The sequence below is a fragment of the Methanohalophilus sp. RSK genome (genome assembly GCF_003722075.1).
In the GTDB taxonomy this organism is placed as follows: domain Archaea; phylum Halobacteriota; class Methanosarcinia; order Methanosarcinales; family Methanosarcinaceae; genus Methanohalophilus.
Genome location: NZ_RDSK01000009.1, coordinates 252,926 through 265,569 on the forward strand (window position 1 = coordinate 252,926; position 12,644 = coordinate 265,569).

The 12,644-nt window shown below is 42.6% G+C and carries 14 protein-coding genes and 2 pseudogenes; 1 reads left to right on the forward strand and 15 read right to left on the reverse strand.

Features of this window, described 5'->3' with window-relative positions:
- Positions 1–35 precede the first annotated feature (35 nt).
- A complete protein-coding gene (locus tag EFE42_RS04255) occupies positions 36–1,748 on the forward strand; it encodes a glutamate--tRNA ligase (protein WP_123136069.1) in 1,713 nt (570 codons plus the stop codon).
- A 26-nt stretch (positions 1,749–1,774) separates the two neighbouring features.
- On the opposite strand, the gene EFE42_RS04260 is transcribed toward EFE42_RS04255, so the two are convergent.
- The 15 genes and pseudogenes from EFE42_RS04260 to hisS all read right to left on the reverse strand — a co-directional run bounded on the left by EFE42_RS04260 (position 1,775) and on the right by hisS (position 12,625).
- Positions 1,775–2,377, reverse strand: a complete 603-nt coding sequence (locus tag EFE42_RS04260; RefSeq protein WP_123136070.1) for a 30S ribosomal protein S3ae — start codon at positions 2,375–2,377, stop codon at positions 1,775–1,777.
- A 130-nt stretch (positions 2,378–2,507) separates the two neighbouring features.
- Positions 2,508–4,016 (reverse strand): serine--tRNA ligase, encoded by a 1,509-nt coding sequence (locus EFE42_RS04265; RefSeq protein WP_123136071.1) that lies wholly within the window; start codon positions 4,014–4,016, stop codon positions 2,508–2,510.
- A gap of 122 nt (positions 4,017–4,138) precedes the next feature.
- Entirely contained in the window at positions 4,139–4,675 is a 537-nt protein-coding gene (locus tag EFE42_RS04270) for a uracil-DNA glycosylase family protein (protein ID WP_123136072.1), read from the reverse strand.
- Entirely contained in the window at positions 4,668–4,898 is a 231-nt protein-coding gene (locus EFE42_RS04275) for a KEOPS complex subunit Pcc1 (protein ID WP_123136138.1), read from the reverse strand. Before EFE42_RS04275 ends, EFE42_RS04270 begins: the two co-directional genes overlap by 8 nt.
- On the reverse strand, positions 4,888–6,210 hold the full coding sequence (locus tag EFE42_RS04280; RefSeq protein WP_123136073.1) for a DHH family phosphoesterase: 1,323 nt from the start codon (positions 6,208–6,210) through the stop codon (positions 4,888–4,890). The genes EFE42_RS04275 and EFE42_RS04280 overlap by 11 nt, the downstream gene beginning before the upstream one ends.
- A 214-nt stretch (positions 6,211–6,424) precedes the next feature.
- Positions 6,425–6,883: a 30S ribosomal protein S15 gene (locus EFE42_RS04285; protein WP_123136074.1), complete on the reverse strand. Its 459-nt coding sequence runs from the start codon at positions 6,881–6,883 to the stop codon at positions 6,425–6,427.
- A 248-nt stretch (positions 6,884–7,131) separates the two neighbouring features.
- Positions 7,132–7,713 (reverse strand): GTP-binding protein, encoded by a 582-nt coding sequence (locus EFE42_RS04295; protein WP_158599190.1) that lies wholly within the window; start codon positions 7,711–7,713, stop codon positions 7,132–7,134.
- A 133-nt stretch (positions 7,714–7,846) separates the two neighbouring features.
- Positions 7,847–8,245, reverse strand: coding sequence for a threonyl-tRNA synthetase editing domain-containing protein (locus EFE42_RS04300; RefSeq protein ID WP_233564710.1), 399 nt, complete (start codon positions 8,243–8,245; stop codon positions 7,847–7,849).
- Positions 8,246–8,487: 242 nt separating this feature from the next.
- Positions 8,488–9,165 (reverse strand): class I SAM-dependent methyltransferase, encoded by a 678-nt coding sequence (locus tag EFE42_RS04305; RefSeq protein ID WP_123136077.1) that lies wholly within the window; start codon positions 9,163–9,165, stop codon positions 8,488–8,490.
- 94 nt (positions 9,166–9,259) lie between these two features.
- Positions 9,260–9,421, reverse strand: a complete 162-nt coding sequence (locus EFE42_RS10735) for a uroporphyrinogen decarboxylase family protein (RefSeq protein ID WP_233564711.1) — start codon at positions 9,419–9,421, stop codon at positions 9,260–9,262.
- A complete protein-coding gene (locus EFE42_RS04310; RefSeq protein ID WP_233564712.1) occupies positions 9,414–9,758 on the reverse strand; it encodes a uroporphyrinogen decarboxylase family protein in 345 nt (114 codons plus the stop codon). The genes EFE42_RS10735 and EFE42_RS04310 overlap by 8 nt, the downstream gene beginning before the upstream one ends.
- A gap of 43 nt (positions 9,759–9,801) precedes the next feature.
- The gene (locus EFE42_RS04315; RefSeq protein WP_123136078.1) at positions 9,802–10,116 is read right to left on the reverse strand and encodes a DUF6951 family protein; all 315 of its coding nucleotides are present in this window, start codon (positions 10,114–10,116) and stop codon (positions 9,802–9,804) included.
- A 158-nt stretch (positions 10,117–10,274) separates the two neighbouring features.
- Positions 10,275–10,469, reverse strand: a pseudogene (locus EFE42_RS04320) (IS5/IS1182 family transposase); the annotation flags it as partial.
- Between the two features lie 39 nt (positions 10,470–10,508).
- Positions 10,509–11,066: pseudogene (locus EFE42_RS10875) on the reverse strand (PAS domain-containing protein).
- A 317-nt stretch (positions 11,067–11,383) separates the two neighbouring features.
- Positions 11,384–12,625: a histidine--tRNA ligase gene (gene hisS / locus EFE42_RS04335; protein WP_123136082.1), complete on the reverse strand. Its 1,242-nt coding sequence runs from the start codon at positions 12,623–12,625 to the stop codon at positions 11,384–11,386.
- Positions 12,626–12,644: the final 19 nt, after the last annotated feature.

Below are 12,644 nucleotides of genomic sequence, written 5' to 3' on the forward strand. Positions count from 1 at the left end.
TTGCATCAGTTTTTAATTTTATAGAGGTCAGCCAGATGACATTAGAGGATGAAGATTTAAAAACGATTGAGAAATTTGCATTGCAAAATGCGGTAAAATACGGACAACCTCCCCAGGTTGGCGCTGTCATGGGTCGTGTAATGGGACAGTGTCCCCACCTGCGCCCCATGGCCAAAGACGTTACGGCAGAAGTACAGAAAGTAATAAACCAGGTCGCAGAAGGCAATCCGGACGTATGGCAGCAGAGACTTGAGGAAGTCGCACCTGAACTTATTGAAGAACTCAATACAAAGAAAGAACCTGAAAAAGGCCTCAAACCCCTTGATGTTGCAGAAGGGGGAAAAGTTGTTATGCGTTTTGCTCCCAATCCCAACGGACCGGCTACCCTGGGTAGTGCAAGAGGTATGGTAATCAACTCCGAATATGTCAAAATGTATGGCGGGGATTTCATAATACGTTTTGATGATACCGATCCCCAGACCAAACGCCCGCTGCTTGCAGCCTATGAATGGTACCTTGATGATTGTCAGTGGCTGGGCATCGAGCCGGACAGGGTAGTAAAGGCCTCAGATCGAATAACCCTTTACTATGAATATGCCCGAAAACTTATCGAAATGGGACATGCTTATGTCTGCTTCTGTGAAGGGGCTGATTTCAAAAAGTATAAAGATTCATGTACCCCGTGTCCTGATCGTGACAGGGAACCTGCCGAGAATCTGAAATACTGGTACAAGATGATCGAGGGTGAGTATGAAGAAAAATCTGCTGTATTGCGTATCAAGACAGAGATCGACCATAAAGACCCTGCACTAAGGGATTTTGGTGCTTTCAGGATAATAAAAGATACACATCCCCGCCCGGAAGTGGGTGATAAATACGTAGTATGGCCGCTTTTGGACTTTGAGGGAGCAATCGAGGACCATGAACTTGGCATGACCCATATCATCCGGGGCAAAGATTTGATGGACAGTGAGAAACGCCAGAAGTATATCTATGATTACCTTGGCTGGGAATATCCAAAGACCACCCACTGGGGCCGCATTAAAATGCATGAATTCGGAAAATTCAGCACCAGTGCGCTCAGGAAATCTATAGAAGAAGGCGAATACACCGGCTGGGATGACCCAAGGCTTCCAACAATCAGGGCTATCCGCAGGCGTGGCATCAAACCAGAGGCCCTGCGTAAGTTTATGGTAGACATGGGTGTTGGGGAAACCGATGTGAGTATAAGCATGGATTCCCTTTATTCTGAAAACCGAAAACTTATTGACTCACAGGCAAAGCGTTTCTTCTTTGTCCCCGACCCTCAAAAGGTTGAGATTATAGACGGAAAACACACTGTTGCCACCCCACCTCTGCATCCCGTGGAAAATATGGGAAACAGGAGTATAGAAGTGGATAATATTGTTTATATTAGTGGCGAGGATGCAAAAGGACTATCTTCCGGGTCTCTATTAAGACTCAAGAACCTGTATAATATTGAAATTGTATCGACCCAACCCCTTCGGGCAAAACATATTGGTGATTCAATGGATGAGGTCAGAGAAAAACGCCCACCCATTGTCCAGTGGGTAGCTGAGGACAATATGGAAGTGGAAGTTCTGTCTCCTGAAGGTCGGTTCACAGGATTGGGAGAATTGCAAATTGCAAATGAAATAGATAAAGTTGTGCAGTTTGAGCGTTTTGGCTTCTGCAGGATAGACGATGTAAAAGAAAAGAAAGTAGTAGCCTATTTCACTCATAAGTGAAAGGCTACTTTTTTATTTTTCAAATTTCAGGCTGCTGCGGAAGCATTAGCCTTTACGGGAAGAACTTCTGTCTTGCGTATTTCTACCCTTCTGATTGGATAGATAGTTTTTGTATTCCTGTAAATATTGGCTGCAAGTTTACCGGTTACGATTTCCTCGACAATGTGTTCAAAGTTAAGTTCTGCAGCTCTTTCAAGGACGATTTTTGCCATAATTTCCCGGATTGCTCTTATCTGGCTGCTTCTTGCCCTCTTTACAGTAAATGCTATGGGCTTGATGCGGAGCTTACGTCCGTCCTTGGTTGTTACCTCAAGGTTGTTGTCTATACGGGATGTCTGGCGTTTTACAATGGAACGCAGGTAATCTGTAGTGATCTCGTGACCAATGAAAGCAGTATTTGCAGTGTCACCGGTTACGCTGTCGATAGCCAGACGTAGTTTGATGTTCTGTTTTGAGAAGTCATTGGTAATGTCTCCTACAGTGGTTTCGATCGTCCTTCCAACCAGTTTCTCACTATCATCAGTAGTGGTTGTCCCAATAATGGTCCTGCCAATAAATTCAGGAGTCTCAATGTTATACCAGGTTTTGTTCTTCCATTTATCCAGTTTTCTCTGTACTTTTCTTGCCAATAAATTTCCTCCAGTGTTAGTGTGATATTTCTCTGTCGATGATCAATGTAATTAATAAATTCTATAGTATAGGCTATTAGTGGCCCTCTATACTAGACATGTCCATATATAAACAAATCGGTTATCCCATTTAGAAGAACCTTATTCCTTCAGGCATTTCTCCAAAACGCTTACGGAATTCTTCCGGCCAGTTTTCCGGATCCAGACCTTTCTGTGCAAGGAAAGCCGAGGTCCACCTTTCCAGCCCAACACCCGAACATCCGGACCAGAGTTCCTCTCCCGACTGGCTTTTCACATTAAAACCGGAAGGATATTTATCCCCGTTGACACTCACGTTCTGGAACTCAAGCCATTCGCCGTCCTCTCCCCTGTACGGCAGGGGCGCCTCATAGTCTGTAGTCCCGGCACTTTGCTCTTCCGATACACCTGCAAGGCCCTCCTGTGCCATGAACCATGGTGTGACCCAGGCTTTTCTCCATTCAAGGTCGAGGATTTCATTGAAGATATGCATATAGCGTTCGTGGAGCTCTTCTGAGGCTTTGACTACCTGTTCCTTTGTACCCAGCCAGACAATCTCGATACGATGGAATTCATCAACACGTTCCATGCCGTGGATGCCACCACTTTCGTACCTGTGGGATGTCCCGGAGCGGTCAAAGACTTTCAGGGGGAAGGATTCTGTTGGTATGGTTTCGCCCTGTAAATACATCCAGAAGGGGGGACACTGGGCATAGCACAGACCACCTATAGGATCGCCTATCTTCTCCTTGATCAGTTCTGTAGGCACTTCTTTTGTAACCTTGTAGTGATCAGCAACCTCTTCCCAGTATTCCGGATCACGGGTCTTCGGGGGGCATACATAGTAGATTTCGGGATAGACCCCTTTGGCATGCCCTGATTTCTTCCATACATCCCAGGGAACAAGTTTCGGGAAGATCATTTCCCCATATCCCAGGGGTTCGAGAAGTTCTTCAAGAACTATCTTTTCAAAAGTTCGGAACAATTTCGTGGACTGGGGCCCGTGAATCCACTGGCCTCTGCTGGCTCCTCTTTTAATCCACCCTTTTTCTAGCATTTCCTGGGTAGGATCCTTCTCAAATGGGTGTGCCTTTTTTTCACTCTGCCATAGAAGGTTCCAGTGTTCAGTCTTGCCGCCATAGACCTTTTCCCTTATCTTGTCTTCCATAAGGGTAAGGATTCTGTCAGGAACACGGTTTTCAAGTTCTGCCTGTCCAACGTCCAGATTGAGTGTGATGTATTCTCCATCATAATCCATTGAACTGACATGTGGTATCTTCAGATCTCCGACTGATTTTTCGGAAGCCATTTTTATGACAAACTCATCAACATCAATGCCCCGGATGCCCAGATGGTATTCCTTTCCAATTTTGCCAGCAAGAGGTTTACGCAGCCTGATAATTGCATCATGGGATCGGACATACCTGCCGGAGACTATCTCAATGTCTATCCGGTTATCCTTTACATTCCAGCTCTTAATTTTTGCTTCTTCCCCTTCTGGTGCTCCTTTGGCGAGTACCTTTGGGGCTTCTCCCTCAAGAAACTCCTGAATAGCATCTACGGCCGGTGCGGGGTCCCCGCTAGTTTTGAAGGCAGCTTTTAACCTGAATTCCAGATCCATTATATTTCCTCGAAATGATTAAATAATGATTAATAAAGTCCTTACAGCGACTCAGTTATTGTTACTAATTATTATAAGTTTTACCTGATGGCACAAACCAGCATGTCGGAAAAAGAACGGACTTACCATAATGTACTGTTTTTTTCTATAAACTCTTGCTGTTCAGGCTGGCGACTTTTGGTATAGATGAGGGCTGCAGGATGATAGAATTTCACCACATTTTTCCCATCTATTTCCCTGCATTCACCCCATTGAAGTTGCCTGTTCCCCAAAAAAGCTTCCTCAGCAGTATTTCCGAGCAAAATTATCACATCTGGATCAAGCATGTCGATTTGTTTTTCAAAAAAAGCCCTGCATGCGGCAAGTTCTCCCTTACGGGGCCTGCGGTTATCGGGAGGTCTGCATTTGACAGTATTGATCACCGCCCAATCGTTCTGCTGAATATCCATATCTTCTATCATGTCATCCAGAATCTTGCCGGCCCTGCCACAGAAAGGTATTCCACTTGCATCCTCGTTCTTGCCGGGGGCTTCACCTATGAAAAGTACTTTTGGATTTTTCCCACCCTTCATTATTACTTTGTGGGTTGCGGATTCATGGAGCTGGCATGCAGTACACGAATTTATTTGCTCCTCTAAAGCTTCGAATGATTCAATCATTTTTTGCTCCGTTGATATCCAGGTCTTCGGCAATTTTGGCATTCATAAGGAGATCGTCCATAACAGATATCAGGGAAGACAGTTTTTCTGTCCTCAAAGTTATGGAATTTTCATCGTAGAGGGTTTTACTTTCCATATTCGCAAGATTGTCCGGCCTTAATGACTCAATAATTGTTTTGCCCCTTTGACCTACAGGCAGTTTAAGTGTGCTTTTAATTTTCATCGGCATTGTTTCCCAGCTGTTTTGCGATAATGGAATCCAGGGCTTTCAGGAACTCGTCTTCACTTCCCGGCGGTATGGCCGCACCGGATGCTATGTTATGTCCCCCTCCACTACCTCCTACTCCGGAGGCTGCCTCTCTTAAGGCAACTGCAAGGTCCAGTCCACCGTCTACAAGTTTGCGGGTTCCTCTTCCTGAAACTTTAACAACATCATCAACTTTGTTCAGGGCAATGAAAGGCAGATCAGGGTGAATGTACCTGATGACAACACCTGCGATCATGCCGGTGGCTTCCATGTCTTCTCCCTGAATATACCTGAGATGCTGGCGTTTTTGGATATTTTTCTCTGCCTTTTTGATTTGTCCCATCAAAACCTGCTGGTATTGTTCCGCAATCTTCCAGCCTTCTTCTGCAGCCTTTTTGTCCCTCAGGCAGGCAGTAAGGGCAAGACCCCCACGTTCAAGTTTGCCACAGCAATTGAGGAGGGTTACCATATCGTAGACATTTGGTATGGTCTCATGATTGAGAATGCAGACTTCACCGATACTGGCATCAATCGCTTCAGGACTGGCTTTTTTTGTCAGTTTAAGTGCCACGGCAGAAGTAAGTTTTTTCATCTGGTTTTCATCAAGTTCTTCGATCGGGCCACTGATACCCAGAATATTCAGGAAGTTTGTGATCTTTTCTTTCTCACCTGTTATGTCAAGGTAGGGTTCAGGTGTTGTTTCCAGAACTTCTGCCAGATCACCGTCTCCGATCTTTAGTCCTTTCCTTATGGAAACTGAGCCGCTTTCAATTCCTTCTTTCAGAATCAGACCATTCTCCCTGTCAAAAAGCTGTTTATCTCCTATGGCACCTGCAATTGCAAGTCCTGCAAGCTCTTTATTTTCAGGATTCATTTCTGTTGCTACAACATAAGCAGTTGTTGAGGCACACATATAATAAGCACCATCTATGTCTGCAAGATGAGGGTTTACCATTATTTCTGCTGTTGTGTCACCCACGGGTGCATGGTGGTCTATTATAATGGTGTCATTTCTGATTTTTTCAATCAATTCAGGCTGGCCACTCCCCATGTCACAGAAAAGCACGAGATCACCATTATCAGTGCTGTTGTTAATTGTTTCCACAACGTCTTCATCAAGCCGGCTTACAATGCTTGCATGGAAAACTATGTCTTCTTTCAGCAGGGCATGGCACATTACAGCTGCTGCGCTAATACCGTCTGCATCATTATGGGATACGAGTCTTACACGTGAATATTCACTGATTTTTTCAGATGCCTTTTTTGCAATGGGTCGCAATTTTTCCAAAAACTTTCACCTGCCAGGTACACATATGCTAATTATATCTTAGAGCAATTTTGATATTAAAAGATTCATTATGCAGCACACATTTATACTTCTATTGATTTGTGTGAGATTGCCGTCACAATGCCTTAAGTAAATGACAATTAATAGAAGATATAAACAGCAGGAAAAATCAGAACTAAATTAAAAAAGGTTGAGGATTTGTGAAAATCCCCGTTTACTTTGTAATAAGCATTTCTGCGGTTTCTGGTTTGTATTTCCATTCGGCTGGAAGGACTTTGTTTGCCTTATAATATTTAACCAGTCTGCGAATTTTGGATTCAGTAAGCTGAAGAGGACGCTTGTTGTGTACATCCTTATTATTGGCTGCAATATGTTTTCTCAGGCCAATAGCTTTTACGATAAGGTTGTACAGGTCTTCAGGTACACCGGGTGCTTCTTCATTCTCTTTCAGGATAGCAGTGAGTTTTTTTCCTGTAGCGAGTTTTACATCAGGAACTCCATAATTATCTCTCAACTTCATTCCGATGACACTGGTGGGGTTGCCTTGTTTCCACAAGTCAAGAACCACCTTTTCGATCTCTTCTGCATCCTGCAAAGACCATGCGGGTACTTCTGTACGAATGGGTTTTGTGGACCCTGCCTGGCCTTTTCTGCGAGTGTGCATTTTTGCCATTATGATTACTCCTTATTATTTTGATTTGAATTTAAAGTGGCGATAAAGTTACAGGTATGAACGTTGGGAGATTCCCTGTAGTGGCGAAGTGGTGCTAATTAAAGGCACATGGGTTATATATTTTGTGCCATTACGATTGTATGCATGGAGATTACCAAATATTCACAGTCCACTTTATGTTCTTATGCACCTTTTCACATCTTGCCCTTTTTGAATATACTTCCTCGAATCCCCCATCCTCTATGTTTTTATTTCTCAGGTGCATCTTTACCTGCCAGCTCATCGATGAACTGAGTGAAGCCTTCATCCAACATCTTTGCCGAAAATTCAAAGATCCTGGCATCAGGGTTGATGGTCTTGAGAAGGTCCCTGACAGATATCAAATATTCATGATCAGCGATGTCCACCTTGTTCAGGCACAGTATATCGGACTCCTCGATCTGTGTAATTACAAACTTCGGGAGCTTGTCGATCTCAAATCTAAAGCTGCTGGCATCCACAACATGTACGATAGGATCAAACGACAGGTCAGGGATATCCATGGGCTCGATGCTCTCTTTTATCTGTAAAGGGGATGCACTGGACAATAGCTCGATTATCATAACATCAGGTTTGGACTGTTCTGTGGCACCCTTTAATGCACTTTCCAGATTGAACCTGAGACTGCATGGGACACAATCACTGATAGCATTTTTTAAGATCATGCCTGTATCCGGTATGATATTGTCTTCAAATCCAGCCTCACCCCTCTCTGTAAGGATGACAGCAGCTTTTTCCCCCTCATCAGCAAGAAACCTTACAAGCCCCTTTATTGGAAGTAGTCTTTCCACTTCCGGGCAACCCACATATTATTGTGACTTTCATGTAATCCCCACATCTACCCTGAATTCACCTTTATTGCAATAATTGTTTGTCATAAGGTTATAACAATTCGCTCATATCGCTTTTTTTAATTCACATCCATCATACTTCCTTGAAAACCTTCGCAAGGGACTCACCCCTCACATGGATCGAAAACTGGGAAAAGTAACCAAAGGGTGTGGTATGGACCTCGATACCTTTATTTTGCAGCTTTTCTTTAATTTCAGAGATGATTTCTTCTGCAAATTCAGGAGATGAGATACTTGATGAGAGGTGTGCAAATGAGTGCAGAACTATTCTGTTCTTATCTACCTTATTGAGGTACCATTTGAAATTCTTCACTGCAGCTTTTACAACTTTGTTCTTTCTGTTTTCATCCTCCATTTCAACATGCAAGAAAATAACGGCTGTGTCCTCTATTCCCTCTTCTTTTTCGATATCATCCACATTTTCAAGGTTCTTGCTGAAAGTTTCGAACCAGAAGTATTGGGTATCGAACATAATCATCTTCATGGTCTGCCTACTAAAACTAATTATTATTGATCTATATTTATCGGGTTGTTATTGATATGTCTGAAATGAAGGACACAAGTATACCATGCATGGCAGAATTGAACAATAAATTACCCATTTTGCGATCTTACCCTGGCAACTTCACACGAACTGTTGTCCCCACGTTCTCTTCACTATCGATTCAGATATTTCCCATTAACCCTCATTTACAATCTTTATAGATGATTTTATTAACTTTTTCGAAGGGTGACCCTGAAAAGCTTTCTTGGAATATCTCCTTCTTCAAACTCCTCCATATCAACGATATCATATCCTTGCGAAATGCGCTCCACCTTTTCCCTGCTCAGGAAATGAACAATGAACCCACCCTGTATCTGCCACATGTCCTCTCCTCTGTGAACTCCTGTTTGATATTGAGGATCGCCTGTGTGTCGTGTAGAGAATATGTTCAGACCGCCTGGTTTCAGGACCCTCCTGATCTCTTTTGAAATGAATGCAAGGTCAGATGTTTTTAGGGGCATACAGTAGAGCATATGAGAATAACAGGCATCAAAATACCCATCATCGAAAGGTAAAGGTTCCCTGACATCATGCTGCAAGGCTGTTATCGATCCGGATAATCCCATCTCCCGGGACCTCTGATTTATACATTCAATTCCCTTTCTGGAGTAATCAAGAGAATATACCTCGAAACCATTACTCGCAAAGAATAAAGAGTCTCGTCCCTGACCTGCTCCAAGTTCAAGAATTTTTGTTTTTCCCTCTTCTTTGAAGAGTTCTGCTGCTTTCATGGCTGGACCACTGCATTTTTCACCGAACATAGAATTGTTCTTTAAAAATACATTTTCCCAATGACACTGCTGCTCATCCAATATTTCTTCGTCTATACATTCTTCTTTATGATTCATGGAATCATTTCTCCAATAAAATTCACTTCATTCCGGGATTGAATTTGAATATAGATCGTCCATATGACCCTGTTCACAACCGAGAGCTTATCGATCAGAGGGTTTCCATTTCCTCGATCGGTGTGCTAAGAGGGATCTCACAGCCTGTCGAGAGAATGAAACCCTTTTCTGGAGCGCAGTCCATACAACTTTTTACCTCGTGCTCAATATCATCTAAAGAATCCCGGCAGAAAACATTGGGATTGATGTTACCCATAAGGCAGATGCAATTCACTTGAAGAGCTTAATGGATAGCCAGCTATCGTGGGATATCGCTCATCCTTGATGTTCAGCCGGGTTCCAAGTGCTTCTGCCTCAACAAGCAAACATCCCCAGGGAGACATAACATTATCATGATGGTACATCTGTCTTGCAAGTATCTGCGCCCTGGCTATCCCCTCTGCAGAATAGTAGACATCACTCATGCTGGCATTCATGTGCTCCAGAACATTGTTGCCTGCCCCGAACCAGAGATATCCATAAGGCATCCTGTCCACATCTTTCATCTCAAGAGAATTAACAAACCGCTCTTTAGATGTCATTTCTTCTGACAATATATCACTCCCCAATCATCTGCATAATTCTCTATTACAAAAATTATTCAAATTCTATACGGACATCCCCTGCTTCCTTAGCCAGAGATTTCGACATCATTCCTGCTTCCATCCAGCACACATGCAGGACAGCACAGGGAACAAGGCATGTAACACTACATTGTGCTTCCTGGGCCTTTTGCATGACATAATTGTCCTTTATATCGGACACGTCCATCATAGGGACTTCCATATGGGACATCCCCTTTATCGTTTTACATGGCGTATCTATATCGATGATGATCTTGTCGCCATCCATCTTTCCACATACTTTATGGGTAAAGCCACAGACATTCGATTTTACAGTTACTTCAGTCATCTAATTTTCCTCCTTAAAGTCGATAAATAAAGAATTATAAAAAACTGGTGAGGATTCAGATTAACGTTCCTCTTCCAGAACTTCTATAAAATTTGTTCTTATTATTACTCTACTAGCCTGTTTCCCAGGCAATTATTCTGAATTTCTGCTTATTGTTACACAAGCATTTTGAACATCATTACAACATCATTTTCAGGTCGACCACCTTTGTCTGTCCTGTTGATATATATTGATTCCAGTATGGGACAAAATGGTTTCCAGTCGATCAACTTGTCTATTTCAGATAGTTTGTCACCAGCAGCTATCAAACGGTCATATTCCTGTTTCAGGATGAAATTACTGAAGGTACTCATATAACTAAATTTATCTTGATTGAATATAAATATTGTTATTTAGTTTGGGTAAGGGGAGGAGTTAATCAGAAATCTCCCCAATTTGCTTTTAGTTAGTTTGACTGCCTCTTCATGGGCAAAATCCGTAATTTCCTGTAATGATGAACCAGTCATTTGATTGAGTTTCAAAAGGGCCTCAAGCCGGGATTCGTCAAGATACAGATTTTCTTCTGCCTTTTTGCGTTTTGTAATATCAAGTATGATTCCCTGGTAATGCGTAATCTTGTTGTTATTATCACGCCGGATAAATGTCCTGTCATCTACCCATCGCACATCTCCAGATTTTGTTAGTACTCTATATTCCTAGGTATATTCTGTATTTCCCTCTTCTGAATTCCTCAAGACCTCAGAGCGGACATAATTTAGGTCCTGTGGATGTACAATATCAGCATATTTTATCGATCCTGACTCAAAATCGTCTACGGTGTAGCCTAACTTTACAACATTATCTGATACAAATTCCACAGGCCAATCCAGTTCAGTTTTACAGAGAAATACTATGGCAGGACTCTTGTTGATGACCTTTTCTAATTCTGCTTTTTCCTCGAATTGTGCCATTGTATTCTCTTTCCTGCGTTTTTATAGTAAGGAACAGATGTTTTTATACACATTCGTCCACACATAGAATTTAGTTATATAGTAAACAGTGTGAAAAATAGATTGGGACTCCAAACTATTTATTATTTTGCTTTTTACTATCGGTTTTACAGGAGTGCTTAATTGGTAACGATTCCTCCTTTTCTAGGAATTATAGATTTCCCATAAGGTAATTTGCAGTATTTACAACTCATGATACTATACTTCGAAATTGATGGAATTAGTATTATTAATACAATATATGATCTGTATTTGTATCATATATTAGGAGATAGCTGTTACATTTCACCTTTGAGAATATGTTCTCTGGCATCTTCAACGGTCAACTGGTGCTGTTCACCGGATTCCATATCCTTCAGGGTAACCTTGCCAGCCTCCATTTCCCTCTTACCCACTATCACCACATACCTGGCACCGATGTTATTGGCGTGAGACAGCTGGCCCTTGAAGTTTCGCTGCATTATATCGAGATATACCGGCACATCCCTACGTAATTCGCGCGCAATCCCTATTGCATCCAGCCGGGTATCATCTGTTGCCACAAGCACAACTTCCTTTTTTTGCTCAGGTTCAAGTTCACATATCTCCATTATACGATCAAAACCAAGTCCAAATCCAGTTGAAGGAACATCCCCTCCACCGAAAAGCTGTATCAACTGGTAGGAGCCACCTCCACATATCTGGTTCTGGGCACCAAGATTGCTGGCATATATCTCAAAAACCATACCAGTGTAATAGTCAAGACCCCTGGCAATACCAAAGTCTACGGAATATTCCACATTATAGGCATCCAGGATTTGTATCAGTTCTTCAAAAATTTGGAGTTCTTCAATATCACCCACAATTTGCCTTGCTTTTTCTATTGCATCTTCTCCGGTGATGCTGACAAGTTCAAACAGCTCATTGCGAAGCTCTATTGATGCATTTATTTGTTCAAGATAATCATCAAGCCCGGTATCGTCCTTTTTATCCACAAACCTCATTATTTTTGTCTGCTGTTCTGCCTCGAGTTCTTTTAGAATATGACGAATAATACCCAGGTGTCCTACATGCAAGTCTCCTTTGATCCCTACAGATTCTACCATTTCTGCGGCAAGAGCTATAACCTCAGCATCAGCGTCAGGACGGCTGCTGCCAATAGTCTCAACTCCAAATTGCCAGAATTCCCTGAAGCGCCCCTTTTGGGGCCTCTCATAACGGAAACAATTCTCGAAATAGAAAAGTTTTAGCGGACGGGGGGTTGCCTGCATTTCGTTAACATACATACGCATGACAGGTGCGGTGAGTTCCGGACGCAGGGCAAGCTCCCTGTCACCCTTATCAGAGAAATTGTAGATCTCACCTGTAACCCCTTCTCCGGATTTGAGGGTGAAAAGTTCAAGATTTTCGAATGTAGGGGTGATTATTTCGTGATATCCCCATCTGGAAACTACGTCCCTCATTCTGTTTTCAACAAAACGTCTCAATTGCGTATTCTCAGGAAGGAAATCTCTTGTTCCTCTTGGTCTGCTGATTTTCATCGTATCTAACCTGATATGA

Bases quoted from the DNA above. Each gene is read 5' to 3' on its own strand.
- EFE42_RS04255 (WP_123136069.1), top strand. From the start codon at position 36: ATGACATTAGAGGATGAAGATTTAAAAACGATTGAGAAATTTGCATTG.
- EFE42_RS04265 (WP_123136071.1), bottom strand. From the start codon at position 4,016: ATGGATCTGGAATTCAGGTTAAAAGCTGCCTTCAAAACTAGCGGGGAC.
- EFE42_RS04270 (WP_123136072.1), bottom strand. From the start codon at position 4,675: ATGATTGAATCATTCGAAGCTTTAGAGGAGCAAATAAATTCGTGTACT.
- EFE42_RS04275 (WP_123136138.1), bottom strand. From the start codon at position 4,898: ATGAAAATTAAAAGCACACTTAAACTGCCTGTAGGTCAAAGGGGCAAA.
- EFE42_RS04285 (WP_123136074.1), bottom strand. From the start codon at position 6,883: ATGGCAAAAATGCACACTCGCAGAAAAGGCCAGGCAGGGTCCACAAAA.
- EFE42_RS04300 (WP_233564710.1), bottom strand. From the start codon at position 8,245: ATGTTCGATACCCAATACTTCTGGTTCGAAACTTTCAGCAAGAACCTT.
- EFE42_RS04305 (WP_123136077.1), bottom strand. From the start codon at position 9,165: ATGAATCATAAAGAAGAATGTATAGACGAAGAAATATTGGATGAGCAG.
- EFE42_RS10735 (WP_233564711.1), bottom strand. From the start codon at position 9,421: ATGGGTAACATCAATCCCAATGTTTTCTGCCGGGATTCTTTAGATGAT.
- EFE42_RS04315 (WP_123136078.1), bottom strand. From the start codon at position 10,116: ATGACTGAAGTAACTGTAAAATCGAATGTCTGTGGCTTTACCCATAAA.
- hisS (WP_123136082.1), bottom strand. From the start codon at position 12,625: ATGAAAATCAGCAGACCAAGAGGAACAAGAGATTTCCTTCCTGAGAAT.